21 protein-coding genes are annotated in these 24,091 nt (G+C 70.3%); 10 read left to right on the top strand and 11 right to left on the bottom strand.

Annotated elements, in window-relative coordinates:
- Nucleotides 1–55 precede the first annotated feature (55 nt).
- A complete protein-coding gene (clpB, locus tag H4Q84_RS11120; protein WP_248583451.1) occupies nucleotides 56–2,644 on the top strand; it encodes an ATP-dependent chaperone ClpB in 2,589 nt (862 codons plus the stop codon).
- Between the two features lie 297 nt (nucleotides 2,645–2,941).
- On the opposite strand, the gene H4Q84_RS11115 is transcribed toward clpB, so the two are convergent.
- Nucleotides 2,942–3,352, bottom strand: a complete 411-nt coding sequence (locus H4Q84_RS11115) for a hypothetical protein (RefSeq protein ID WP_349238425.1) — start codon at nucleotides 3,350–3,352, stop codon at nucleotides 2,942–2,944.
- A gap of 102 nt (nucleotides 3,353–3,454) precedes the next feature.
- Between H4Q84_RS11115 and H4Q84_RS11110 the strand changes: the two genes are divergently transcribed.
- The 3 genes from H4Q84_RS11110 to H4Q84_RS11100 all read left to right on the top strand — a co-directional run bounded on the left by H4Q84_RS11110 (nucleotide 3,455) and on the right by H4Q84_RS11100 (nucleotide 6,660).
- Complete coding sequence (locus H4Q84_RS11110; RefSeq protein ID WP_248583449.1) at nucleotides 3,455–4,129, top strand: LysR substrate-binding domain-containing protein; 675 nt, start codon at nucleotides 3,455–3,457, stop codon at nucleotides 4,127–4,129.
- Nucleotides 4,054–5,418 (top strand): NAD(P)-binding protein, encoded by a 1,365-nt coding sequence (locus H4Q84_RS11105; protein ID WP_248583448.1) that lies wholly within the window; start codon nucleotides 4,054–4,056, stop codon nucleotides 5,416–5,418. The genes H4Q84_RS11110 and H4Q84_RS11105 overlap by 76 nt, the downstream gene beginning before the upstream one ends.
- A 174-nt stretch (nucleotides 5,419–5,592) precedes the next feature.
- The gene (locus H4Q84_RS11100) at nucleotides 5,593–6,660 is read left to right on the top strand and encodes a hypothetical protein (protein ID WP_248583447.1); all 1,068 of its coding nucleotides are present in this window, start codon (nucleotides 5,593–5,595) and stop codon (nucleotides 6,658–6,660) included.
- On the opposite strand, the gene H4Q84_RS11095 is transcribed toward H4Q84_RS11100, so the two are convergent.
- Nucleotides 6,626–7,804 carry a pyridoxal phosphate-dependent aminotransferase gene (locus H4Q84_RS11095; RefSeq protein WP_248583446.1) on the bottom strand — a complete coding sequence of 393 codons (1,179 nt, stop codon included), beginning with the start codon at nucleotides 7,802–7,804 and terminating at the stop codon, nucleotides 6,626–6,628. The genes H4Q84_RS11100 and H4Q84_RS11095 overlap by 35 nt on opposite strands.
- Nucleotides 7,805–7,842: 38 nt before the next feature.
- Between H4Q84_RS11095 and H4Q84_RS11090 the strand changes: the two genes are divergently transcribed.
- Entirely contained in the window at nucleotides 7,843–8,523 is a 681-nt protein-coding gene (locus H4Q84_RS11090; protein ID WP_248583445.1) for a class E sortase, read from the top strand.
- On the opposite strand, the gene H4Q84_RS11085 is transcribed toward H4Q84_RS11090, so the two are convergent.
- Nucleotides 8,498–9,703: an MFS transporter gene (locus H4Q84_RS11085; protein WP_248583444.1), complete on the bottom strand. Its 1,206-nt coding sequence runs from the start codon at nucleotides 9,701–9,703 to the stop codon at nucleotides 8,498–8,500. The two genes, H4Q84_RS11090 and H4Q84_RS11085, sit on opposite strands and share 26 nt — an antisense overlap.
- A gap of 37 nt (nucleotides 9,704–9,740) precedes the next feature.
- On the opposite strand from H4Q84_RS11085, the gene pyrE reads away from it, so the two are divergent.
- On the top strand, nucleotides 9,741–10,307 hold the full coding sequence (gene pyrE / locus H4Q84_RS11080; protein WP_248583443.1) for an orotate phosphoribosyltransferase: 567 nt from the start codon (nucleotides 9,741–9,743) through the stop codon (nucleotides 10,305–10,307).
- An 11-nt stretch (nucleotides 10,308–10,318) separates the two neighbouring features.
- Here the strand turns inward: pyrE and H4Q84_RS11075 are convergent, their stop codons facing one another.
- Nucleotides 10,319–11,053 carry a VTT domain-containing protein gene (locus H4Q84_RS11075; RefSeq protein WP_248583442.1) on the bottom strand — a complete coding sequence of 245 codons (735 nt, stop codon included), beginning with the start codon at nucleotides 11,051–11,053 and terminating at the stop codon, nucleotides 10,319–10,321.
- A gap of 39 nt (nucleotides 11,054–11,092) precedes the next feature.
- On the opposite strand from H4Q84_RS11075, the gene H4Q84_RS11070 reads away from it, so the two are divergent.
- Complete coding sequence (locus tag H4Q84_RS11070) at nucleotides 11,093–11,779, top strand: TrmH family RNA methyltransferase (RefSeq protein ID WP_248583441.1); 687 nt, start codon at nucleotides 11,093–11,095, stop codon at nucleotides 11,777–11,779.
- Nucleotides 11,780–11,785: 6 nt separating this feature from the next.
- Here the strand turns inward: H4Q84_RS11070 and H4Q84_RS11065 are convergent, their stop codons facing one another.
- The 4 genes from H4Q84_RS11065 to H4Q84_RS11050 form a co-directional block, all read right to left on the bottom strand.
- Nucleotides 11,786–15,013: a N,N-dimethylformamidase beta subunit family domain-containing protein gene (locus H4Q84_RS11065; RefSeq protein WP_248583440.1), complete on the bottom strand. Its 3,228-nt coding sequence runs from the start codon at nucleotides 15,011–15,013 to the stop codon at nucleotides 11,786–11,788.
- A 184-nt stretch (nucleotides 15,014–15,197) separates the two neighbouring features.
- Nucleotides 15,198–15,686 (bottom strand): SigE family RNA polymerase sigma factor, encoded by a 489-nt coding sequence (locus H4Q84_RS11060; RefSeq protein ID WP_248583439.1) that lies wholly within the window; start codon nucleotides 15,684–15,686, stop codon nucleotides 15,198–15,200.
- A complete protein-coding gene (locus tag H4Q84_RS11055; protein ID WP_248583438.1) occupies nucleotides 15,683–16,537 on the bottom strand; it encodes a hypothetical protein in 855 nt (284 codons plus the stop codon). Before H4Q84_RS11055 ends, H4Q84_RS11060 begins: the two co-directional genes overlap by 4 nt.
- Before the next feature lie 50 nt (nucleotides 16,538–16,587).
- Nucleotides 16,588–16,962 (bottom strand): hypothetical protein, encoded by a 375-nt coding sequence (locus H4Q84_RS11050; protein ID WP_248583437.1) that lies wholly within the window; start codon nucleotides 16,960–16,962, stop codon nucleotides 16,588–16,590.
- Between the two features lie 134 nt (nucleotides 16,963–17,096).
- Between H4Q84_RS11050 and fbaA the strand changes: the two genes are divergently transcribed.
- Entirely contained in the window at nucleotides 17,097–18,131 is a 1,035-nt protein-coding gene (gene fbaA / locus H4Q84_RS11045) for a class II fructose-bisphosphate aldolase (RefSeq protein ID WP_248583436.1), read from the top strand.
- A gap of 97 nt (nucleotides 18,132–18,228) precedes the next feature.
- Here fbaA and H4Q84_RS11040 read toward each other — a convergent pair whose 3' ends face one another.
- Nucleotides 18,229–19,707: a DHA2 family efflux MFS transporter permease subunit gene (locus H4Q84_RS11040; protein WP_248583435.1), complete on the bottom strand. Its 1,479-nt coding sequence runs from the start codon at nucleotides 19,705–19,707 to the stop codon at nucleotides 18,229–18,231.
- A gap of 57 nt (nucleotides 19,708–19,764) precedes the next feature.
- On the opposite strand from H4Q84_RS11040, the gene H4Q84_RS11035 reads away from it, so the two are divergent.
- On the top strand, nucleotides 19,765–20,178 hold the full coding sequence (locus H4Q84_RS11035; RefSeq protein WP_248583434.1) for a DUF3151 domain-containing protein: 414 nt from the start codon (nucleotides 19,765–19,767) through the stop codon (nucleotides 20,176–20,178).
- Nucleotides 20,179–20,188: 10 nt separating this feature from the next.
- Here the strand turns inward: H4Q84_RS11035 and lysS are convergent, their stop codons facing one another.
- On the bottom strand, nucleotides 20,189–21,898 hold the full coding sequence (gene lysS, locus H4Q84_RS11030) for a lysine--tRNA ligase (RefSeq protein ID WP_248583433.1): 1,710 nt from the start codon (nucleotides 21,896–21,898) through the stop codon (nucleotides 20,189–20,191).
- 239 nt (nucleotides 21,899–22,137) lie between these two features.
- Between lysS and H4Q84_RS11025 the strand changes: the two genes are divergently transcribed.
- Entirely contained in the window at nucleotides 22,138–23,115 is a 978-nt protein-coding gene (locus H4Q84_RS11025; protein ID WP_248583432.1) for a DNA-binding response regulator, read from the top strand.
- On the opposite strand, the gene H4Q84_RS11020 is transcribed toward H4Q84_RS11025, so the two are convergent.
- Nucleotides 23,116–24,063 (bottom strand): diacylglycerol kinase family protein, encoded by a 948-nt coding sequence (locus H4Q84_RS11020; protein WP_248583431.1) that lies wholly within the window; start codon nucleotides 24,061–24,063, stop codon nucleotides 23,116–23,118. It lies immediately after the preceding gene.
- Nucleotides 24,064–24,091: the final 28 nt, after the last annotated feature.

The raw sequence follows: 24,091 nt of genomic DNA, 5'->3' as shown, positions 1-24,091 counted from the left end.
GAGAGTGACCCGGGGGCACGCATGTGCCGCCGGTACGACAGGAGCAGGAGCCGCATTGAGCCAGTTCGGAGCCGAGAAGTTCACCACCCGTAGCCGCGAGGTCATCGAGGCCGCACAGCTCGCCGCCACCACGGCGGGCAACACGGTCACCGAACCCGTCCACCTGCTCGTGGCACTGCTCCGGCAGGACGGCGGTACGGCGCGGGCGCTGGTCACCAAGGCCGGCGTCGACGCCGACTCGCTGACCGCCCGGGCACAGGCCGGGCTGGACGCGCTGCCGCGCGCCACCGGCTCCACCGTGGCCCAGCCCTCCGCCTCCGCCGCTCTCACGCGGGTGCTGGCCGGGGCGCTGGACCTGGCCTCGTCGATGAAGGACGACTACGTCGCGACCGAGCACCTGCTCATCTCGCTGGCGACCGTCGAGTCGTCGGCGATGAAGGTGCTCACCGACGCCGGGCTCACGGCCGACGGACTGCGTGAGGGCGTGACCGCCGTCCGCGGCAACCGCCGGGTGACCAGCCAGGAGGCGGAGTCGACGTACGAGGCGCTCGACAAGTACTCCGTCGACCTCACCGAGGCCGCCGAAGAGGGCCGTCTCGACCCGGTCATCGGCCGGGACGCGGAGATCCGCCGGGTCATCCAGGTGCTGTCGCGGCGTACCAAGAACAACCCGGTGCTGATCGGCGAGCCGGGCGTCGGAAAGACCGCCGTTGTCGAAGGACTCGCCCAGCGTGTCGTGGCCGGAGACGTCCCCGATTCGCTCAAGGGACGGCGCGTGCTCAGCCTCGACCTGGCCGCGATGGTGGCGGGCGCGAAGTACCGCGGCGAGTTCGAGGAGCGGCTCAAGGCCGTGCTCGAGGAGATCAAGGACGCCGGCGGGCAGGTCATCACGTTCATCGACGAGCTGCACACGGTCGTCGGCGCTGGTGCCGGGGGCGACTCCGCGATGGACGCCGGCAACATGCTCAAGCCGATGCTCGCGCGCGGTGAGCTGCACATGATCGGCGCGACCACTCTCGACGAGTACCGCGAGCGCATCGAGAAGGACCCCGCCCTCGAACGCCGCTTCCAGCAGGTGTTCGTCGGCGAGCCGAGTGTCGAGGACACCATTCAGATCCTGCGCGGCATCCAGGAGAAGTACGAAGCGCACCACGGCGTGCGCATCACCGACGCCGCGCTCGTCGCGGCCGCGACGCTGAGTGACCGCTACATCACCGGCCGTCAGCTGCCCGACAAGGCGATCGACCTGATCGACGAGGCGGCCTCCCGGCTGCGGATGGAGATCGAGTCGTCGCCCGAGGAGATCGACCAGCTCCGTCGGCGGGTCGAGCGGCTCAAGATGGAGGAGTTCGCGCTGGCCAAGGAGTCCGACGACGCGTCGGTCGAGCGGCTGGCCGTCCTGCGCGCCGACCTTGCGGACCATGAGGAGGAGCTGCGTGCCCTGGAGGTCCGCTGGGAGCAGGAGAAGTCCACGCTCGAGGACGAGGGCGAGCTGCGTCGCCGGCTCGACACGGTGCGCGTGCACGCCGACAAGCTGGCGCGCGAAGGCAAGCTCGCCGAGGCCAGCGAGATCCTCTACGGCAAGATCCCCGAGCTCGAGAAGAAGCTGGCATCCGTCGAGGTGACCGAGAAATCCGACCTCGAGCCGCTCGTCGGCGAGGAGGTCGGCGCCGAGCAGATCGCCGAGGTGGTCGAGGCCTGGACCGGCATCCCTACCGGCAAGATGCTGCAGGGCGAGACCGCCAAGCTGCTGGAGATGGAGGGCGTCCTCGGTGAGCGGCTGATCGGGCAGCGCGAGGCCGTCGGCGCGGTGAGTGACGCCGTACGACGCTCGCGGGCCGGCATCAGCGACCCCAACCGGCCGACCGGTTCGTTCCTGTTCCTCGGCCCGACCGGCACCGGCAAGACCGAACTCGCGAAGGCGCTGGCCGACTTCCTGTTCGACGACGAGCGGGCGATCGTGCGGCTCGACATGAGCGAGTACTCCGAGAAGCACTCGGTGGCCAGGCTGGTCGGTGCACCTCCCGGCTATGTCGGCTACGACGAGGGTGGCCAGCTGACCGAGGCTGTCCGTCGCCGGCCCTACTCGGTGGTGCTGCTCGACGAGGTCGAGAAGGCTCACCCCGAGGTCTTCGACGTCCTGCTGCAGGTGCTCGACGACGGCCGGCTGACCGACAGCCAGGGCCGCACGGTCGACTTTCGCAACACGCTGCTGATCCTGACCAGCAACCTCGGCTCGGCGTTCCTCGTCGACCCGACGCTCGACCCGGTGGTCAGGAAGGAGTCGGTGATGGGCGTCGTCCGCGCGCACTTCAAGCCGGAGTTCCTCAACCGGCTCGACGAGGTAGTGCTGTTCGACGCGCTGAGCCGCGACGACCTGGCCCACATCGTCGACCTTCAGCTGGTGCTGCTCGAGAAGCGGCTGGCCATGCGGCGCATCACGCTGTCGGTGTCCGACGACGCCCGGATGTGGCTGGCCGAAACCGGCTACGACCCGGCGTACGGCGCCCGCCCACTGCGTCGGCTGATCCAGAGCGCCATCGGCGACCCGCTCGCCCGGCTGCTCATCGGTGGCAGCGTCCAGGACGGTGGCGCGGTCGCTGTCGAGCGGGGCGACGACGGGCTGGTGCTCAGCTCGGCGTGACCGTCCTCGCGCCGATTTTCCGGCGACGTTGGGGCCGCGCGCGTAGCAGGTCGGGTCTCGGCGTCAAGAGTTCCCTGCGGCGCCTTCGGCGCTCAAGACTTCGAGCCTCTCCCGACCTGCTGGTGCGGCGCACGGGGCGGCGGCAAGCCGCTGCCCCGTGCAAGCGCGGGCCCTCAGCATCCCTGGAAATGACACCCAACGATTGGGCGCAAACCGCATGGATCCGACGAAGTTTCATGCGGTTTTCGACCATTCGACGGGGTGATTTTGCGACCGCGGGAGGACGACGACACTAGCTCAGCGTCGCAGCGGGCCCGACCTGCTACGCGCGCCGGCGCCAGTCCCCCGAAAGGTCGGCCCGTTCGGCGGACGACGCAGCAGGCCACCCGCCCACAGGGCCCAGAGCACGAGCACTGGCTGGAAGAACAGCCGGATCAGTCGTGCGCGATCGGTGTCGAGGCCGAACGCGTCGGCGCCGTCGACGTACTGAGCGACGTTGCCCGGAAAGATCGCGACGAAGAACGCCGCGAGCAGCCCGCCCACCAGGCGCTGGTGCTTCGGCAGTGCCACGAACGCGGCGCCGAGCGCGATCTCGACGACGCCCGAGGCCACCACGGTGAGGTCCTCGTCGAGGGGGAACCAATCGGGAACCTGGGCGCCGAACTCCTGGCGTTGCGTGGTCAGGTGCAGCACGCCGGCGCCGACCATCGCCGATCCAAGCAACACGCGCGCGAGGGTCCGGACGGCAGCGGGCACCTGGAGAGCCTAGGGCCGCCGTCACCCCAGCGGCAGGACCTTGCCCAGGTTGTAGTGCAGGTTGCCGTCGCCGACGTGCCCGTAGGTCACCAGCCGTATGCCGGGGACCAGGTCGGTCAGCGCCCGCGGCCGCCCTTCGACACGGCGCTCCTGCAGTCACGCGTCGTGCTGCGCGAACCGCTGATGGCCATCGAGCCTGCCGACCATCCGCTGGCCTCCTTGAAGCGTCCGCTGACTCCGCAGGACTTCGAGGGCCAGCCCGTCATCGCTTACGACCCGCAGCAGTCGCGCTACTTCGACGAGCTCTCGGTGCGCTTCCTCGCCAACGCGCACCCGCGGATCGAGCAGCGCGTCCACCAGGTCCTCACCGCGATGCTCCTCGTCGCCGCCGACCGCGGCCTCGCCCTCGCGCCCGCATCAGCCGCCTCCCTTGCCGTCCCCGGCGTCGTCTTCAAGGAGCTCGTCCACGGTGGTGGCGACACCGCGCTCGACGCCGACCCCGAGCGGCCTGTTGAGCTGTACGCCGTCTGGTCCCGCGAGTCCGTGTCTCCGGTCGTACGCCGCGTGCTGGAAGTCATCTCCGCCAGGTTGAGCGATCCCGCTGTCAGGTGCAGTTCATGGACGCGGCGCCCCGCGAGTGCCACCGTGGACTCATGGCCCGCACCCTCGAAGCCGACTATCTCGTGGTGGGCGCGGGTGCCATGGGGATGGCCTTCACCGACGCGCTGATCGACCACGCCGACGTACACGTGGTGATGGTCGACCGGCGCCATGGTGTCGGTGGGCACTGGCTGGAGGCGTACCCGTTCGTCCAGCTGCACCAGTCCTCGGCGTTCTACGGCGTCGCCTCGACCCTGCTCGGTGGGGCAAAGCTGCAACAGAGTGGACCTGAGGCGGGGTTCCAGGAGCGCGCGTCCCAGTCCGAGATCACGGCCTACTACGCGCGGATGCTCGACCGGATGCTGAGGTCGGGCAAGGTCGAGTTCTTTCCCAACAGCGACTACCTCGGCGACCGCACCGTCGTCTCGCGCATCTCGGGCGAACGGTTCGAGGTGCCCGAGTCGTGCCGGATCGTCAACGCCCACTACCTGGCTCCGAGCATCCCCGCCGAGAAGCCGCCGCCGTTCGACGTTGACGGTGCCCGGGTGCTGCCGGTCAACGGCCTCGCGAGGCTGGAGGAAGCGCCGAGCCAGTACGTCGTCGTCGGGTCGGGCAAGACCGCGACGGACGCGTGCATCTGGCTGCTCGCCCGCGGTGTCGACCCCGATGCGATCTGCTGGGTGCGGCCACGCGACCCGTGGATGCTCAACCGGGCCCTCATCCAGCCCGATCCGGCGATCTTCCTCGGCATGGCCGCCGACACGATGCAGGCGGCCGCGGGGGCGGCCTCACTCGAGGGCCTGTTCCTTCAGCTCGAGGAAGCCAGCATCATGCTGCGCATCGACCGCTCGATCACGCCGACCATGGCCAAGACGCCCACCCTCGCCATCTGGGAACTCGAGCAGCTGCGCACCATCGAGAACGTCGTACGGCGCGGGCACATCGAGTCCGTCGGCCGCGGCAAGCTCAGCTTCGCCGACGGCGCGGTCGCCGTGGCGGACGACGCCCTCGTCGTGCACTGCGCCGCGGACGGCCTGAAGTACCCGCCTCTCGTCCCGGTCTGGCGCCCCGAGGACATCACGCTGCAGCCGATCAGGAGTGGGTTCCCGTGCTTCGGCGCGGCACTGGTCGGGTACGTCGAGGCGACCCGCGACGACGACGACGAGAGGAACCGGCTCTGCCCGCCGTCGGGCTACGGCAACTCCATGGCCGAGTGGGCGGGCATGAACGTGCTGGGCACCCGCGCCGCGCGGTCCTTCTCGGCCGAGCCCGACATCAAGGAGTGGTCGGACGGGGTTGCGCTCAACCCCTCGCGTATTCCGCCGGGGTACCCGCCGTCCGCGGCGTTGGATGACGCGCGCGAGCGGCTCGCCACCCACACGCGGCCCGCCTTGGCGAGACTCGCCGAGTTGATGTGAGTCAGGCTGAACCTGGTCCCGGCCGCGCATCCCGCGGTCCCTGGCCGCACGTGCATCGCGGCGATGGGACGCAGACGCGGCGGCCATGCGGTACCTCGTCGAGGGCTGGACATTCGACCCTAGGAAGCCCGCGCTGATGCGGTGACCCTTGGGTCGCAATGATGCAATGGGCCTGTGAGCGAGCCCGGGAAGACCCTGCCGCGGCCCCGTCAGGTGACGATGGCCGGCTGGATGATCATGCTCGGATCCGCGTTCGTGGTCGTCACCGGTTACGAGGTCATCTCCGGGCTGCGGTCGTTGCAGTCGCGCGACGCGGTCGAGAAGTTCCTGTCCGAGCCTCCGGGCGACGGGCTGGGTCTCTCGGTCGAGAGCGCGCTGTCGATCCTCCACGGCAGCGCCATGATCGCGGCCGGTTGCGCCACCGCTGCCGGAGTGCTCGGGTTCCACATCCTCAAGCGAAACCGCGGCGCCCGCATCGCACTCACCGTGCTGGCCGTGCCGTTGTTCCTGGCGGGCATCGTCACCGGTGGCTTCATGTCGTCACTGGTCGCGGTGGCTTCTGTGATGCTGTGGCTCCAGCCGGCGCGTGACTGGTTCGACGGCAAGGCGGCTCCACCGGTGGAGCGTGCACCCGAGCAGCGGGCGCCCGTCTGGCCGCCACCCGTGCCGCCGACCGAGCAGCCACCTGCTGACCCGCGCGCGTTCGACGGCTTCGGCAAGACGCTCACCGCCCCGTTCAGCACCGGTGCCGGCAAGCCCGTCACCGACGTACGACGCCCCGACATCCTCGTCGTGGCCGCGATCATCACCTGGGTCTTTGCCGGGTTCGCGCTGATCTCGTCGGTGATCGGGATCGCTGTCGTGGCGTCCTCACCCGACGTCCTGCTCGACCAGATCTCCGAGCAGAACCCCGAGCTCGCGAGCCAGGGCGTCACCGATGCGACGCTGATCGCGTCGACCTACTTCATGGGTGCGGTGACGGTGGCCTGGTCGGCCCTCGCCTGCGTCTGCGCGGCGCTGATGCTGCGTCGCAGTGCCCGGGCGGCACTCGCGCTGCTGGTCCTCTCGGCCTTCACCGCCGCAATCTGTTTCGTCTCCACCCTTGCCTCCGTCGTGCTGGCGCTGCCCGCATTGGCCGCGATCGTCGTGGTCGCACTGCTGCGCCGGGCCGACTCGCGTGCCTGGTTCGCGACCGGACCGAGCCCGGTCAGGCCGACATATCGGCCACCCGCAGGCGGCTGAGCCCCTCCTCGATCACGTCGGGCTGCTTGCAGAACGCCCAGCGCACCAGGTGGCGACCGGCCTCCTGGTCATCGTGGAAGCCCTGCGTCGGGATCGCCACGACTCCCGCACGCTCGGGCAGGGCGCGGCAGAAGGCCAGCCCGTCGGGCCAGCCCAGATGGCGGATGTCGGTGGTCGCGAAGTACGTGCCCTCCGGGACGCGCGGGGTCAGCCCGACCTCGGCCAGCCCGGCGCACAGCAGGTCACGACGTTGCTCGAGGGACGCGGCGAGCTCGGACGGGAAGTCGGGCTCCTCGGTCAGAGCCAGGGCCACCGCCGGCTGCAGCGGGGACCCGGAGGTGAAGGTGAGCCACTGCTTGGCCGCGAGTACGGCGCCGACCAGGTCCGCCGGACCCGTGGCCCAGCCGACCTTCCAGCCGGTGAAGGAGTAGCTCTTGCCCGCACTCGAGAGCGTCAGCGTCCGCTCGAACATCCCGGGCAGCGTCGCGAGAGGCACGTGCGTGCTGCCGGTGAAGACGAGGTGCTCGTAGACCTCGTCGGTGATGACGACTAGGTCGTGCTCGATCGCCACGTCGGCCACGGCCTGCAGCTCCGCACACGTCAGCGCGGTGCCGGTCGGGTTGTGCGGGCTGTTGAGCAGCACGAACCGGCTCCGCGGCGACACCGCCGCGCGGAAGGCATCGATGTCGAGGCGGAAGTCTGGGGCGCGCAATGTGACGGGTCGTCGTACTCCTCCGGCCATCTCGATCGTCGCCACGTAGGAGTCGTAGTAGGGCTCCAGCACGATCACCTCGTCGCCGGGCTCGACCAGGCCGAGCATGGCCGCGGCGATCGCCTCGGTGCAGCCGGTGGTGATCACGACCTGGCTGTCGGGATCGAGATCGAGGCCGTAGTGCCGGGCCTGGTGGGCGGCGACGGCCTGCCGGAGATCGGGAACTCCGATGCCGGGCGCGTACTGGTTGCGCCCGCCGTGCAGGGCGTGGACGGCTGCGGCGATCACCGACGGCGGGCCGTCGACATCGGGGAAGCCCTGGCCCAGGTTGACGGCGCCGGTCCGCACGGCAAGCGCCGACATCTCCGAGAAGATCGTCGGTGGGACATTGCGCAGTCGTGTGGCGACGGGTCGAGGCGTCTTCGCAGACATGCCCGCGAGACTAACGACCATCTGCCTATCCTTCTCGCATGTCCACCAAGCCCTCGGCGGCCCCGCGGCGCCGGGGCCGGATCCTCACCACCATCGGCCTGCTGATGGTCGTGGCCGGGGTGGCGATGCTGGGCTGGGTCGGCTGGCAGATGTACGGCACCAACTGGGTGTCGGCACGCAAGCACACCGAGCTCGTAGAGCGGGTCGAGACGACCTGGCGGCGGGGCAACGACACTGTCAAGGCGCCCGAGGGCAGCGTCGAGGCCGTCGTACGCATCCCGCGGTTCGGCAGGGGCTACGCCGTCCCGCTGATCGAGGGTGTCGCGGATGACGCGCTCGCGGCCGGCTTCGGGCACTTCAAGAGCTCGGCGTCGCCGGGGGGCAAGGGCAACTACGCGCTGGCCGCCCACCGCGTCACCCACGGTGAGCCACTACGTCGGATGCCGGACCTCGTGCCCGGTGACAAGATCATCGTCGACACCCGAAAGTGGACCTACACCTACCTCCTTGACACCGGCGGTGACGACCTGGTCGTGCCGTTCACGCAGACCTGGGTGATCGACCCGCTGCCCAACAACCCCGACCAGGGCGGCGTACAGCCTGCGCAGGAGACCGGTCAGCGGCTGATCACGCTGACGACGTGCGCGGAGCTCTTCCACACCGACAACCGGATGATCGCGTTCGGGCACCTGCTCACGAAGGAGCCGCGGACGACCTGAGCCGGTCGAGGCGGCGCGTCCAGTAGGTCACCCACCCGGTGCCTGCGATTCCGATCGCGCCCAGCGCGAGGCAGGCACCGGCCAGCGGCACCACCAGTGTCAGCGCGCCCAGCAGCACGGGCGCCGCGGTGTTGCCGAGGTCTCCGCACAACCGCCACCCGCCGAGAAACTGGGCGCGTCCGGCGGCGGGCGCGGTGTCGGCGCCCATCGTCATCACGATGCCGGAGCCGAGGCCGTTGCCTGCTGCGATGAGTACGGCGACCGCCAGCACCGATCCGAACGAGTCGGTCAGCGGCAGCAGCAAGGCGCCGGCCGCGACTGCGGCAACGACCGGGAACGCGACCCAGGCCCGCCCGTGCCGGTCCATCACCCAGCCAGCGGGGTAGAACAGCGAGACATCGACGGCGGCGGCGAGCCCGAAGACCAGCGACGTGGCCGAGCCCGAGAGACCGATGTGGTCGCACCACAGCGGGAGCAGCGCCAGCCGCAGGGACCGCGATGCCGAGATGACCGCGACCGCGCTGCCGAGCGTGACCAGCACGCGCCGGTGCTGGCGCAGCACCGACCACACCGACAGCGGGCCGTCGACGGCCTGCGCAGCCCGGGCGTCCGCACTCAGGTCCGGCATCGACTGCACCAGCGCCACTGCGGCGAGGCTGGCGACCGCACCCAGCGCAAAGACCGCCGACAGGCCGTAGACGTGGATCAGCAGCGCCCCGAGCAACGGCCCGGCGAGCATGCCGATGCGATGACTCCCGCCGAGGGCCGAGAGAGCACGTGCCCGGAGGTGGATCGGCACCGCGTCGATGATGTAACCCTGCCGGGCCAGCAGGAAGACCGTCCAGGCCACGCCGGTCAGCAGCACCAGGACCGAGAAGAAGACCAGGCTGTGGGTGCGCCAGGCGAGCAGGAACACCACGCACTCCACCAGCCCGGTCACCGTCAGCGCCCGCCGTTCGCCGATACGCGCCACGATCGCGCCGGCCGGCAGCGACATCACCAGCTGGCCGATGCCGACCAGCGCCACGATGAGCGCGGCCTGCCCGACGGTCGCGCCGAGTTCGCGCGCGTGCAGCGCCACGATCGGCAGAATCGCGCCGTGCCCCAGCCCCTCGACGATGCTCGGCCCGTACGCGGGTACGGCGATCTGGCGCAGACGGAAGTCGGAGGTGGAGGTCATCTGAGCATCGATCCTAGGAGTGGATAACCTGACGGGCATGAGCAACATCGACCCGCAAGACGCCAGCCCGTCCGACTCCGTTGACGCGTTGGCTGCCGACATCGACGCCTGCTGCCGGCTCCACGGCGAGTTCACGCTCCGCTCGGGCCAAGTCGCCAGCGAGTACTTCGACAAGTACCTCTTCGAGTCCGACCCGGCCCTGCTGGCCCGGGTCGTCGACCGGATGGTCGACCTGTTGCCACCCGACACCCAGCTCCTCGGCGGCCTCGAGATGGGCGGCATCCCGATCGTCGCCGTGCTCAGCGCCCGCACCGGCCTGCCCGCCCTGTTCGTGCGCAAGAAGGCCAAGGAGTACGGCACCTGCAAGCTCGCCGAGGGGCCGGAGGTCGCGGGCCGCCGGATCACGATCATCGAGGATGTCATCACGACGGGCGGCGCCGTACGCGATGCCACCCGTGGCCTGCGCGAGCGTGGCGCCACCGTCGGGACGGTCGTCTGCGCGATCGACCGCAGCCCGGCCGGCGAGAACCCGCTGGCCGACGTGGACCTCGAGGTCCGCCCGGTGTTCACCAGGGCACAGCTCGACGCTGCCCGCGCCGGCTGATCGAACGAGACCTACTCGACGTCCTGCCCGGCGATGTCGCGATCGGGCTGGTCGTCGTGGTCGCGGTCGGCCGCCTCGGGAGCAGTCGTGCGCTGGTGCCGCCACCACTCCCACACGATCGGCACGACGGAGAAGGCGAGGATCAGAATGATCGCGTAGTCGATGTTCTCGCCGAGCCAGGGGATGGCCGCCCCGAGGAAGTAGCCGAGCAGCGTGATCAAGACGACCCAGGCAACGGCCCCGACGAAGCTCCACAAGAAGAAGCGCCGACGATCCATCCGCGTCACGCCAGCCACGACCGTGATGTAGGTGCGGACGAACGGCACGAACCGGCCGATCACCAAGGCCTTGTTGCCGTGCTTGTCGAAGAACGCGGTTGTCTGGTCGAAATACTTGCGCTTGAGGATGCGGCCATCGCGTTCGTAGAGCGGCGGCCCGATGGCGCGCCCGATCTCGTAGCCCGCGACGTTGCCGCCCACGGCCGCGACGGAGAACAGCACGAGCGCCAGCAGCAGGTCGAGCGAGTGGTGGCCGGGCAGGATGCTGATCTGGTCGCCGGCGATGAACAGACCCATCGCGAAGAGCAACGTGTCACCGGGCAGGAACGGGAAGAAGAGGCCGCACTCGACGAAGATGATCGCCAGGCTGAGCCAGAACAGCGTCTCCCCGAAGCGGTCCAGCAGCCAGTTGGGATCCATCCAGTCCATCCCGAGCAGGAGGGGGTGGAGGTCCAGCAGTACGGTCACGCGCGCAGCCTAACCGGCGCATCCACATACCCTGCGGGCATGGACGACGAGGAGCGGGCGCCGTACGACCCGATGCCGCACGGGCCGCCGGAGGTCGGGGTCGGGCCATGGTCCGGACCGTTGCCGACAGGTCCCGGCAGCGAGGTGTACGACGCGGTGCTACTGGCCGAGGGCGACCGCCGCAACGTGGTGGACCGCTACCGCTACTGGACGATGGCCGCGATCGTCGCCGACCTCGACACCCGGCGCCACGACTTCCACGTCGCGATCGAGAACTGGCAGCACGACTTCAACATCGGCACGATCGTGAGGTCCGCCAACGCGTTCATGGCCGCGGAGGTGCACATCGTGGGCAACCGGCGCTGGAACCGGCGCGGCGCGATGGTGACCGACCGTTACCAACACGTCCGGCACCACGAGACCGCAGCCGACCTGGCGGCGTACCTCCACGAAGCTCCCGGTGGCGGAGTCCGGCTGCTCGGCATCGACAACCTGCCCGGCTCCGAGCACCTCGAGACCATGGACCTTCCGCGCCGGGTGTGCTTCCTCTTCGGGCAGGAGGGGCCAGGTCTTTCCGAGGGCGCGCGCGAGGCCTGCGACGGCACCTTCTCGATCGCGCAGTTCGGCTCCACGCGCTCCATCAACGCCTCCGCCGCCGCGGCCATCGCGATGCACACCTGGATCAGGGCGTACGCCGACCTCGACGACGGCGCCTGGCGTGGCTAGACCCCTCTAGTAGTCGAACCGCACATCGGCGTAGAAATTGACCCCACGATCTACCCGCTTGGGGAACCGGCTCTTCGACGAGAACACGTAGCGACCGTTGTCGGACCTGTCGGCTCGCAGCGGTCCCGACTTCCACGCCTTCTTCTTGTAGAAGTCGGGCGTGCGGGCGGCGCTGCCGGCCGGCAGGTGGTACGACGCGACGTAGGACCGTCCCGCCCGCATTGTGACCGGGTCACCGAGGACGACGGTCCGCCAGCCGGCCTTCTTCGACTTGGCGCCTTTGCGTGGGATCTTCGCGCGGGCCAGCTTGGCACCCTTGTCGGACCAGAGGGTCACCGATCGCGGGGCCGTTCGACCGCTCACCTGGAAGTAGCGGACCGCCACCACCGAGCCGGCCCTGTTCGGGGTGAACTCCACACCCAGCTCGATCCCTGCCCTGGCCCTGAGCGTCCTGCGGGGCTTCCGGCCACCGAACAGCGTGGCCGTGCGGACGTTGCCCGGGGGTCCGACACGAGGCACTGCCGCCGTGGTGAACGACCAGGACAGGGGTGCGAGGTCGATGCCCTCGGTGGAGGTGACGCCGCCGAGACTCGCGGTCACGCCGGTCGCAGGTGGCAGTGCGGCAGCCGGGGTGAACCTCAGCGTGCGCCCACCGTCGGAGGCAGCGACGGTGCCGGGGATCGGCGTCGAGCCCTGGCTCAGCGTCAGCGAGGAGCCGGGCTCGACCGGCGCCGAGAAGCCGACGGTCACCGTGGTGTTGGTGGGTACGCCGGTCGCGCCAGGCGCGGGCTGGCGGTTCGTCACGGCGAGGGTCGGCGTCGGGTCGGGCGGCCCACCCGCGTTGAAGAGCACGTCGACGTAGTAGTTGGAGTTGCGTCCGCCGACGGACTGGTTCGGGAAGCTGCCCGGCGAGGCGTAGACGCCCGAGTCGGGGGACGCGAAGCCCCCGGGGACCGACAGCGGGTCGGCTTCGACCCCGAGCAGCTCGAACGCGTCGTACCGGAGGGCGTAGCGGCCGGACGGGGCGGTGTAGGAGACGACGTAGGTCTGGCCGGCCTGCACGGCGACCGGGCTGCCGAAGGTCACGGACTGCCAGCCGGTGCCCGTCTCGCCGATGAAGGTGGCCCGGGCAAGCTGGTTGCCGCTCGCGCTCCACAGCGTTCCGACGTGGGTGCCTCCATTGCCGGCGCCCTTGTAGAAGCGCACCCCGGTGACCTGCCCGTCGCGCATCGGGACGAAGCGGAGTCCGAGCTCGGTGCCCGACGCGTCGTTGACGGCGGGGACGGCTGGCACCTCGGCGCCGAAGATCGAGCACGGGCAGCTGGCCTCGGGGTACCGGACCTCGTCCGGCCCGATGTTGGCGCTGTCGTCGACGGCACGTACCCGCACCGCGCGGGCACCATACCCGTGCTGCGTGTAGGTGTAGTTCCAGCTCGTCGTGCCGGTCGCCGGGTGCCAGGTGACGGCCTTGTCGGTGGACACCTCGACGGCGGCGACCTGGCCGCCGCCCACGTCCTGGGCGGTGCCTCCGATCGTGACGCGGGCGCCGTTCGGTTGGGGTCCGCCGGGAGAGGTGATGGAGACCGTCGGCCCGACGGAGTCGGGCGAAGCGGTGGCGGGCGTCAGCCCAGGCATCAGCGTGGCGGGTTGGGCGCCCATGTCGGCGAGCAGGTTGACCTGGGCCTGCTGCATCGCCGGATCGGGTGCGGGAGGGGCGCCGGGAGCGTCGTGCGTGCCGTCGAGCCCCCACGTCCACTGGATGCTGCCAGCGCTGAAGACCAGCGCTCCGCTGGCAGCCCGGTACATCGTCAGGTGGTGGGTCGTGGTGCCTGGCACGACCCACTGCAGGTTGCCGAACCCGGGGACGTACTCCGGCGTGGGGCCGACAGTCGTGGAGAGCCTGATCAGACCCGGCGGACGGAAGCCGTTGTCCAGGTCCTCGTTCGACTCGTATCCCACCGTGGACGGGGTGAGTTGACGTGACCCCCCGGCAGGCAGGTTCGCCAGTGCGGTGTTGCGCCACAGTCGCAGCCGGCCTTCGCGTGCGTCGACCGTGACCGCCAGGTCGTTGAGGTTTGCCATGAACATCGTGCCGGTCGTGGCGTTCTCCGGCACACCGGCACCGTTCGCCTGCGAGGCGTAGCGGGGATCGCGGAACGTCCCGGTCCATTCCGCCGCGGGGTCGACCTTGGCGTACTCCCACGTCTCCTTGTAGCTGGTCATGGTCCGGTACGAGGCACCGGTGACGTCGTTCTGCCAGCGGACCCGCCAGTACATCTCGTTGCCGGAGAGGAACATCAGGTTGACCCCGGCGTCGCGCGCAGCTTCGACGTTCGCGCGTTGCCGCCCGCTCCAGTACTCGTCGTGACCGACGGAGAGGTAGGTCCCGTGGTTCTGCAGCAGGTTCCCGCGACGGTCGGTGTCGGGGCCGGCGATGTAGGAGACGTCGTAGCCGTTGCGCTCGAGGAAGCGCACCAGCGGGAACTCGTTGGCGAAGTAGTAGCCGCGCCCCCACGGCACCGCGCTCCGCGTCACCATCGGCCGGTTGTAGGAGACCTTGTAGGCCCGGGCGGGTACGCCGCGCGAGCCGCCGCCGTAATAGTCCGCGCTGTACCTGTTGTAGGCCTGCCACGTGGTGTCGGAGGTCTGGAACACCAGGTCGGAGTGGCTGGCGTCGTCGCGCACGATGAAGGTGATGTGGCTGGCTCCTCCGGTGTCGGACCGGGTCAGCCTGGCGATGTAGACGCCGGAGACCGCGTCCGCCGGCACGTTCCACGAAGCTGAGACGGCCCAGTTGCCGCAGTCGACGAGGTCGGTGGCGACGTCGTTGATGCACTGTGGCTGGGTCTGCGGCAGGACGGCGCTCGGGCTGACGGTGCCGACCTGGCGCGCGCCCAGGCCCTGGTAGTAGCCGGTCCGGTAGATCTTGATCGTGTACGCCGCGGCGTTCGTGGCGATCTTGAAGTCGACTCGAGTGCCACGGTTGACCGAGATCTCGGTGGCGAAGCCCTGAATGGTGGCGTCGCCGGCGCCGCTGATCTGCCAGACCCTGGGGTCGGTGCCCGGGAGGGCGTTCTCGCACGCGATCTCATTGGCACATGCCGCGGCGGCGGGCGGTGCGACGGCTGCATGAGGTATCGCGAGCAACGTCACCGCCAAGGCGACCACCAGCAGCGTCGACGACCATCTGATTCGGGCTAGCCCACCCCTGAGCCCCCCGAGGCTCTCACTCACCGGTTGATGGCAACACGAACCCGGGCGCGGCGAATCCCCACAATTGATGGATCGTCAGACCGACGGCTCGGCCTGGGCCTGCTGGAGTGCGTTCGGGCCGCGCGTGGAGGAGATCGTCATGGTGCCTTCGCCGATGCCGGAGCACGACCACCGTGCGTTGCTTCCCCGGCAAGAGCTGATGCTTTCAGGACTGGGACTCGGCGAGCGCCGCCTTCAGCTTCTCGACTCCGCGTGACGTGTGGCTCTTCACCGTGCCTTCGCCGATGCCGAGCTCGTCGGCGGTCTCGGCCACCGACAACCCCAGCCAGTGCCGCAGCACCACGACCTTGCGCTGCATCAGCGGCAGCTGCTGCAGGGCGTCGAACAGCGCCGACCGCTCCTCTGTGGGCAGGTCCGCGCGAGCCACCGGGTCGTGCCCGTCGAGGCCGGCCACCTCTCGCCGCCACGGTCGCCGGGTCTCGTCGATGTGGGCGCGCACCAGGATGCGGCGTACGTAGGCCTCCTCCTTGCCCTGGTGCTGCACGCGCGGCCACGCGACGTACAGCTTCACCAGTGCGGTCTGCAGCAGGTCGTCGGCGCGGTGCCAGTCGCCGCAGATCGCATACGCGATGCGCCGCAGATGGGTCTGCCGGGCGGCCACGAAGTCCGTGTACGCCTCGTCGCGGGAGCTCATCGCAGCCCCTCGCCGCTGGCACCCTGGGCAGCCAGGTGACGCAGGAATGCCGCCATTGTCGGAGCGTCCAGGACCGCGGGATCCACCACGGTGGTGCCGGAGGGGCCGGTGTCCTCGAGCACGAGCGCGAAGCGGATCCGCCCGTCGGGGAGGCGGATCTTCGCCGCGACCGCGTCCTCGACGGGTCCGTAGGCGGCGGCCTCGGCCGGTGCCTTGACCTTCTCGAGGAGCGTGACACCGGCGGTGACCGCGAGTGACCCCATGGCGATCGAGACGGGCGACTTCTCGAGCGCACCCTTCTGGAACTGCACCTGATCGGCAAGCCAGTCGTCGAAGGTCGCGAAGCGTTCGCCGGCAACGTCGGAGGTGGTGAAAGCCGTCCGGCCCTGTTCGTCGGAGCCCATGAGGAACCACTGCTCCTCACCGTCCTTGACCATTCTGAGACCCACCGACCTCGAGGGCGCCGCGTAACCCAGCGGGTTCTCCGTCCTCTGCAGGATGGTCGTGCCGGGTTGGAACGCGATGCCGCCGGGCTCGAACTCCGCCCACGGCCCCATCGCGGTGATGGGTTCCGAGGCGGTGCCCTTCGACGGGGCAGGGTCCGGTGAGGGCGAGGTGGCTGTCGCTGGGCCGGGCGGCTCGATGGCCCGGTCGTTGCCGCCCGCCAGGGCGTACGACGACCCGACGACCACCACGACGGCGAGGGCCGCGAGGCTCGTGCCGATGCGCCGTCGGAACAGAGCCCGGTGGCCGGCGACGAGGCGGTCGTCGAGCGGCCGGTGGGAGGGACCGTCCCCGAAGGAACGGCCGAGACGATCGCGCAGGTCTGCGTCGAAGCGGTCGGTGTCCATACCTCTCCTACGGAACCGGACGAGGAACGGTTGTCACGCCCGGAGGGTCGCTACTGGTGCAGTAGGGCGATCGCGTACAGCACTCCGCCGACGACGGCCACCGCGCCGAGCACGGCCCCGACCTTGCCGATCGGGGCGTTGAGCGGGTCGCGCAGGGCGGCCGCCTGCAGGCCGAGCACGAGCGCCGCGGCACCGATCAGCACGGGCACGCCGCCCATCACGATCGTGAAGAGGTCATTCGGGTAGCTGGAGCTGTCCGAGGCGTATACGAGCCACTGCGCCGCCGTACCGACGACGCCGCCGCCGAGGGCACCCAGGACGCCGAGCGCCAGGGCGAGGAAGGCGTTGAACCGCTGGCGCTGGGCAACGTCGCCGTACGTGTCGACGCTGCCCTGGGTGATGATCTCCGGCTGGTCGTCGTTCATGTGATCCCCCGATCGGACGCGAGCGCGCCTCGCGTGCTGGCTCGACCTTAGCCAGCCGGAGCCGACCCGCGGGTAGCCACTAGGGTTGAAACGACGCCCAGCAGACGTTTTCGCCTGACTTCGAGGAGCTCCCGATGCCCATCGCCACCCCCGAGCGCTACGCCGAGATGCTCGATGCGGCCAAGGCCCGCTCGTTCGCCTACCCGGCCATCAACGTGTCGTCCTCGCAGACGCTGAACGCCGCGCTGCAGGGCTTCGCCGATGCCGGGTCCGACGGCATCATCCAGGTCTCGACCGGCGGCGCGGAGTACCTGTCCGGCCCCGGCGTGAAGCACATGGTCACCGGCTCCGTGGCCTTCGCGGCGTACGCCGCCGAGGTGGCCAAGAACTACCCGGTCAACATCGCGCTGCACACCGACCACTGTCCCAAGGACAAGCTCGACGGTTTCGTGCGCCCGCTGATCGACATCTCGGTCGAGCGAGTTGCGCGCGGCGAGGCGCCGCTCTTCCAGTCGCACATGTGGGACGGCTCGGCCGTGCCGCTCGACGAGAACCTCCAGATCGCGCAGGAGCTGCTCGCCAAGTGCGCGGCGGCGCACATCATCCTCGAGGTCGAGATCGGTGTCGTGGGTGGCGAGGAAGACGGAGTGGCCAACGAGATCAACGACCAGCTGTACACCACCCCGGAGGACGCGCTGGCCACCGTCGAGGCGCTCGGCAACGGTGACAACGGGCGCTACATGGCGGCCCTGACGTTCGGCAACGTGCACGGTGTCTACAAGCCCGGCAACGTCAAGCTCCGCCCCGAGATCCTCAAGGACTGCCAGGAGGCCGTGGCCGGCAAGCTCGGCCTCGACGCCGGCGCCAAGCCCTTCGACCTGGTCTTCCACGGTGGTTCGGGCTCGACCGCCGAGGAGATCTCCGCCGCCGTCGACTACGGCGTGATCAAGATGAACGTCGACACCGACACCCAGTACGCCTTCACCCGCCCGGTCGCCGCCCACATGTTCGCCAACTACGACGGCGTGCTCAAGGTCGACGGCGAGGTGGGCAACAAGAAGGTCTACGACCCTCGCGCCTGGGGCAAAGCCGGCGAGGCCGGCATGGCCGCCCGCATCGTGGAGGCCTGCGAGAACCTGCGCTCCGCCGGCACCACCCTCGGCGCCTGACCGCTGCCGCCTCACCGCGCATGTAACGCGCGGTGGGCTACAAGCGGTGGGGCCGGCGCGCGGGGGTCGCCCAGCGAGAGGTCGGTGGCCCGAGCCCTCAGCCCTGCGGCGCGAAGTGCCGCGGGCGCTCGAAGAACACCACGGCCAGCAGCCCGAGGGCGAGCACGACCGGCACGAGCAGCAGCGACTGCGACATCGCATCGCTGAACGACGTGGCGAGTCGGGCGGGCAGCTCGCCGGCGGCGGAGGGTTCGCCGCCGGTCGCGCCGAGGCCGTTGGCGGCCAGCCGGGCGTCGATGAGTACGGCGATCGCGGCGGACCCCAGGACGGCACCCACCAGGCGGTTGGCGTTGTAGACCCCCGCGCCCGCACCGGCCTGCTGGATCGGGAGGTTGCGGTTGGCGGTGGTGCTCAGCGGCGCCCAGAGGAACGAGCTGCCGGCGCCGAGGACGGCCAGCGCGAGCAGGATCTTCCACAGGGCCGCGTCGGGCGCCATGAACCACGAGAGCAGCATCATCGCGGCCATCAGGAGGAGGAAGCCCGCGACGGTGAGGATGCGCGGGTGCACCCGGTCGCTGAGGTTGCCCACCCATGGCGCGAGCGCGATCGACACCAGGGCCATCGGCACGAGCAGCAGACCCGACTCGGTGGGGGAGTAGCCGCGCACCACCTGGGCCCACAGCATCAGCGGGAAGCCCATCGCGGTGAAGGCGAAGCTGACGGTGGCGATGCCGAGGTTGGCCAGCGAGAAGTTGCGGTCGGTGAACAGCCCGAGCGGCATCAGCGGCTCGCGCTGGTTGCGGGCCTGCCACCACACGAAGGCGACCAGGACGATCATGCCGACGACGATCAGCCGCCAGACGGTGATGGGCCCGGTGATGGTTGACCAGTCGTACTGGTGGGCGTCCTGGATGCCGAACACCAGCAGGAACATGCCGGCGCCGCTGAGCGCGACACCGAGCCAGTCAAACTTGTGGGCGTGCGTCTCGAGCCTCGGCACCAGCCGCAGCGCCAGCCCGAAGGCGATCAGGCCGACCGGCACGTTGACGAAGAAGATCCACTCCCAGCCGAGAGAGTCGACGAGCACGCCGCCGAGGATCGGGCCCACCAGGGTGGCCACACCGGCGGTCGCACCCCACAGCGACATGGCCCGGCCGCGGTTGTCGCGCGGGAAGACGCGGGTGATGATCGCCATCGTCTGCGGCGTCATCATCGAGGCGCCGAAGCCCTGGAACACCCGGGCCACGATCAGGCCCTCGATCGAGTTGGTCAGGCCGCACCACAGCGACGCGGCCGTGAACACCACCAGCCCGATGAGGTAGAGCCGGCGCGGACCGAAGCGGTCGCCCAGCCGGCCCGTGATGAGCACCGGCACGGCGTAGGCCAGCAGATAGGCACTGGTCACCCACACCACGGAGTTCACCGGAGCGTTGAGGTCGTCGATGATCGCCGGCGTCGCGACCGAGACGATCGTGGTGTCGACCAGGATCATGAAGAATCCCAGGCAGAGCGCGAACAGCGCCGGCCACGGGCTCTCGCTCGTCTCGACGGGGGACTGTGTGCTGGCTTCGGTCATGTGGGCACTCAACCACGCGCCGCCGACACCGATTCCCCGCGCACTAGTGTGACCTTCATGAACCACCTGGACCTGATGGCCGGCCCGCCCCCCACCCACCTGCCGGTCGACCCGGCCGCCGCCGAGGTCGACCGCGGTGACGCCCCGATCGACGTCGTACGCCGGCACCCGGCGTCGCCCGTCGCCTGGGCCGCCCTCGCGGGGCAGGCGCAGGAGCAGGGCGCCGACGACGTGACCGTCTACGCCTACGCCCGCGTGGGCTACCACCGCTCGCTCGACATGCTGCGCCGCAACGGCTGGAAGGGCCACGGCCCGGTGCCGTGGGAGCACGAGCCCAACCGCGGTTTCCTGCGCGCGCTGGCCCTCCTGGCCTCGTCTGCACGCGCCATCGGCGAGGCCGACGAGTGGGAGCGCTGCTCCGAGTTCCTGCGCGACTCAAGCCCCACGGCGTACGCCGCGCTGCTCGGCTGAGGCAGGCCAGCTAGGGCTGGCCGGCCCCCAGCAGCTCACGCACGCGTTCCATGCCGAGCGCGACGACCAGCGTGGGCAGCCGGGGGCCGCGGTCCTTGCCGACGAACAGGTTGTAGAGCAGCCGGAAGAAGTCCTTCTGGTCACTCTTCACCTGGTCGGTCGGTGCGTCGTCGAAACCGAGCCCGCGGGCGACCTTGGGCGTGCCGTAGACGACCGACGTGACCTCGTCGAGACCCATCGAGGCCGGCAGCCGGTCGAGGAAGATCCGCAGCCACAGCTCCTCGTCCTCCGACAGCGCGGCGAGCCGTTCGGCGTCGGGCGCGTCGCGCACGATCGTGCGATCCTCGTCGGGCACGAACTCGGCGGTCCACTGCATCGCCTTCGCCAGCCGGGGCTCGAGGTCGTCGACCGAGTCGTGCTCGTGGCCGACGTGCGAGATGACGGCGCTGATGAGGTCGGCCGAGCCTGCGGTCACGTCCGCGACCGACGACAGAGTGCGGAACGGCACCACGACCTGCGGGGTCGGCAGCGCGCCGGCTGCCGCGGTCATGGAGGCCCGTTCCCATGCCAGCACCGCGAGGTCGCGCTTGGCCGGGTCGCCGGCCTTGCGACCGAGCGCGTCCCACTCGTCGTACAACCTGACGACCTCGGGCCCGAAGTCGATGGTGAACGCCTGCTTGGGCTGCCGGCGGACGTAGAGCCAGCGCACGATCGGCGCCTCGAGCACCCGCAGTGCGTCGGCGGCGGTGGGCACGCCCCCGGCGGACGACGACATCTTCTGCACGCCCGCGAAGCCGACGAACGCGTAGGTGACCCGCGACGGCGCCCGCCAGCCGAAGATCGTGCCGACCAGCTCCTGGCCGACGGTGTACGACGATCCGGGGGTCATGTGGTCGAGACCGGCCGGCTCGAAGTCGACCTTCTCGAAGGCCCACCGCATCGGCCAGTCGACCTTCCAGACCAGCTTGCCGCCGTCCTCGTGTGTGAGGTTGGTGCTGCCAGTGTGGCCGCACACGTCGCAGGTGTAGGCGAGATCGGTCGTCTCGTCGTCGTACGACGTCACGGTGGTGGTGTCGCGCCCGCACTCGGCGCACCACGGCTTGAACGGGAACCGGGCCAGGTCGCCCGAGCCGGTCGACTCGTCCTCGTTGGCGACCGAGTCGGCCAGCGCCGAGGCCTCCTCGTCGGACTCGGCCGACGCTGCGGCCGAGGCCTTCGTGCGGTGCCCGGCCAGCACGTCCTCGATCTCGTCTCGGCGGCGTACGGCGAGCAGGATCTGCTCGCGGTAGGTGCCCGCGGAGTACATCTGCGTCTGGCTGATCTCGTCCATCTCGACGCCCAGCTCGACCAGCGCCTCGCGCAGCGGAGCCTTGAAGTGCTCGGCCCACGACTCGTGGCAGCCCCACGGGTCCGGCACAGCGGAGAGCGGCCGGCCGATGTGCTCGGACCACGAGCCGTCGACGCCCTGCGGCACCTTGCGGAACCGGTCGTAGTCGTCCCAGCTGTGCAGGTGGCGCACCGCGATACCGCGCCGGCGCAGTTCCTCGGCGACGAAGTGCGGGGTCAGGAACTCGCGCAGGTTGCCCAGGTGGATGGGGCCGGACGGCGAGGCGCCGGAGGCGACCGTGACGAGGTTGCCCTCGCCGGCGTGCCGGATCGCGTCGTCCGCGGCGCGGGTCACCCAGTCGACGGGCTCGGACTGACTCTTGCCTCGTGCCATCGGTGGTGGGCCCCTCCCGGATCGTGTGCAGATGATCGGGCGGTCACGCTACCTGGGAATGGTTGCCGGGATATGGGTAGGGCGTCGGAATCGATCCCCTGCGACGATCCCGACGCCCCGCGATTGTGGTCGACGAGTCGAGTCCCCCGATCCGCTCGTCGGCACATTCATTGCCGAGTGTGTCAGGCGGGTTCGTGCGGCATGTGGCTCCAAATGGCCAGTGGCATTAACCTGCCACCATGCCCATGCGCCCCGTGGCGGCGGCCCTCGGGATCCCGCCCGCCGTCGACCGCCTCTACCGGCAGGTCTACGCCGCCCGCGGCACGCCCGTCGACGACGTCGCCCGGAGCCTGATGCGCACCCGCGAGGAGCTGCTGGCCGAGCTCGCCGCCATGATCTCGTCGGGCGTCGTACGCATCGAGAACGACGTCCTGTACGTCGCGTCGCCGGCCGAGTCGCTCGGGCTGATGGTGGCCAAGGAGAGCCGCACGGCCCAGGCGACGGCGAGCCGCCTCGAAGCCCTGTCGCGCGCGGTGCCGTTCCTCGGCGAGGGCGCCTCCCAGGTCCAGGAGGCCGCCGACTCGCTGGCCATCGACGGCGAGGTCTTCACCGGCGGCAACGTGCCGCAGACCCTGGTGCGGTGGATCGAGGAGACGTCGGGGGAAGTGCTGTTCCTCCGGCCCGACCAGTGGCGGATGTCGAGCGAGTCGATGATGTTCCAGGCCACGATGAGCGCGGTGCGCGCCGGCCGCGTGGTCCGCGCGATCTACCCGGCCCGGGCGCTCGAGGAAGCCCCCGACGTGCTGGTCGGCCGCGCACGCGCCGGTGAGCAGATCCGCGTCGTACCCGAGGTGCACACCCGGCTCGCCATCGTCGGCGCCGCCCGCGCGATGCTGCCCGACCCGCCCGGCGTGGCCAACGACCGCCGGCTGGTCATCCGGCAACAAGGGCTGGTCGAGATGCTGGTCGCCTACTTCGACGCGCTGTGGGACTCCGCCGCCGCCGTACCCCATCTCGACACGGGCGACGCGCGCCCCGACCTCAGGCGGCTGCTGCTCACCCAGCTGGCCGCGGGGTCGAAGGACGAGCAGATCGCGCGCACGCTGGGCATGAGCCTGCGCACGATCCGGCGCCGCATCCACGCGCTGATGAGCGACCTGGGCGTCGATACGCGCTTCGCGGCCGGCGTCGAGGCCGTCCGCCGCGGCTGGATCTAACTAGGGCTGGTCCTCCGGGGCGACCCCGTGCCCTGCTGCCGGCAGCACCATGGAGTACGCCGCCCGCTCGACGCGCCACGAGCGCGACCGTTCCGGCCCGTAGATCTCGCCGTCGGCCGAGACGTAGAACGGCTCACCGGCGACCGTGATCGTCGTCCCCCGCAACGTCTGCACGTCATCGCGCTCATGGTGCTCGCCGCGGCGCAGGGCCAGCACGTAGCCGAGCTTGGCCATCGGGCGTACGGCGCGGGAGATCATCACCTCGGCCGTGCCCGTCTCGGGGTCGGCGTCGGGCGTGAGCTCGGTGCCGCCGCCGATGAAGGCGCCGTTACCGACCGCCACCATCAGTACCGGGTGGGCCAGGTCGTTGACGACCTCGCCGTCGACCTCGACACGCACCCGCAGCTGGGGCGGGTGGAACGCCGCGAGCGCGGTGCCGATCGGGTAGCCGACCTTGCCGAGGTTGACCTTGCCGATCCCCACGGCGTGCAGTCGCCTCTTCCAGCGGTGGCCCTTGCGGCTGGCCTGGGCCCCGGTGCCGACGTGCACGTTGTTGACCACGACCTCGCCGGTCTCGTCGACGATCAGGTCGACCGGTCGCACCTCGCCCTCGAGCACCAGCCGGGCCGCCGCCTCGATGTCGATCGGGATGCCCGCGATGCGGGCGAAGTCGTTGCCGGTGCCGAGGGGCAGCAGGGCGAGCACGCTGTCGGTGAGGTCGTTGCGCCGGTGCAGGGCCGAGACCACGGCGTGCAGGCTGCCGTCGCCGCCGGCCACCACGATCCGGCGGGATCCGGCCCGGTGCAGGACACCGTCGAGCTCTCCGGGGTTGGCCGTGGACGCGACCTCGATCGACGCACCGTCCCGGAGGATGGCGAGAGCCAGGTCCAGTGCTTCCTGGTCGGCCGTGCCAGCGCCGCTGTTGGTGATCACGAGGAGGGGGTCCACCGGCGGGACACTACCCGGCTGTCCCGAC

This window comes from Nocardioides sp. InS609-2 (assembly GCF_023208195.1).
Taxonomy (GTDB): domain Bacteria; phylum Actinomycetota; class Actinomycetes; order Propionibacteriales; family Nocardioidaceae; genus Nocardioides.
Note: the sequence above shows the minus strand (reverse complement) of the source record. Positions and strands in the feature narration are given on the sequence as shown.

What these genes read in the sequence shown, in the direction of transcription:
- H4Q84_RS11115 (WP_349238425.1), bottom strand. Translation starts at nt 3,352, where the DNA reads ATGGTCGGCGCCGGCGTGCTGCACCTGACCACGCAACGCCAGGAGTTC.
- H4Q84_RS11105 (WP_248583448.1), top strand. Translation starts at nt 4,054, where the DNA reads ATGGCCCGCACCCTCGAAGCCGACTATCTCGTGGTGGGCGCGGGTGCC.
- H4Q84_RS11095 (WP_248583446.1), bottom strand. Translation starts at nt 7,804, where the DNA reads ATGTCTGCGAAGACGCCTCGACCCGTCGCCACACGACTGCGCAATGTC.
- H4Q84_RS11090 (WP_248583445.1), top strand. Translation starts at nt 7,843, where the DNA reads ATGTCCACCAAGCCCTCGGCGGCCCCGCGGCGCCGGGGCCGGATCCTC.
- H4Q84_RS11085 (WP_248583444.1), bottom strand. Translation starts at nt 9,703, where the DNA reads ATGACCTCCACCTCCGACTTCCGTCTGCGCCAGATCGCCGTACCCGCG.
- pyrE (WP_248583443.1), top strand. Translation starts at nt 9,741, where the DNA reads ATGAGCAACATCGACCCGCAAGACGCCAGCCCGTCCGACTCCGTTGAC.
- H4Q84_RS11070 (WP_248583441.1), top strand. Translation starts at nt 11,093, where the DNA reads ATGGACGACGAGGAGCGGGCGCCGTACGACCCGATGCCGCACGGGCCG.
- H4Q84_RS11060 (WP_248583439.1), bottom strand. Translation starts at nt 15,686, where the DNA reads ATGAGCTCCCGCGACGAGGCGTACACGGACTTCGTGGCCGCCCGGCAG.
- H4Q84_RS11055 (WP_248583438.1), bottom strand. Translation starts at nt 16,537, where the DNA reads ATGGACACCGACCGCTTCGACGCAGACCTGCGCGATCGTCTCGGCCGT.
- H4Q84_RS11050 (WP_248583437.1), bottom strand. Translation starts at nt 16,962, where the DNA reads ATGAACGACGACCAGCCGGAGATCATCACCCAGGGCAGCGTCGACACG.
- fbaA (WP_248583436.1), top strand. Translation starts at nt 17,097, where the DNA reads ATGCCCATCGCCACCCCCGAGCGCTACGCCGAGATGCTCGATGCGGCC.
- H4Q84_RS11040 (WP_248583435.1), bottom strand. Translation starts at nt 19,707, where the DNA reads ATGACCGAAGCCAGCACACAGTCCCCCGTCGAGACGAGCGAGAGCCCG.
- H4Q84_RS11035 (WP_248583434.1), top strand. Translation starts at nt 19,765, where the DNA reads ATGAACCACCTGGACCTGATGGCCGGCCCGCCCCCCACCCACCTGCCG.
- lysS (WP_248583433.1), bottom strand. Translation starts at nt 21,898, where the DNA reads ATGGCACGAGGCAAGAGTCAGTCCGAGCCCGTCGACTGGGTGACCCGC.
- H4Q84_RS11025 (WP_248583432.1), top strand. Translation starts at nt 22,138, where the DNA reads ATGCCCATGCGCCCCGTGGCGGCGGCCCTCGGGATCCCGCCCGCCGTC.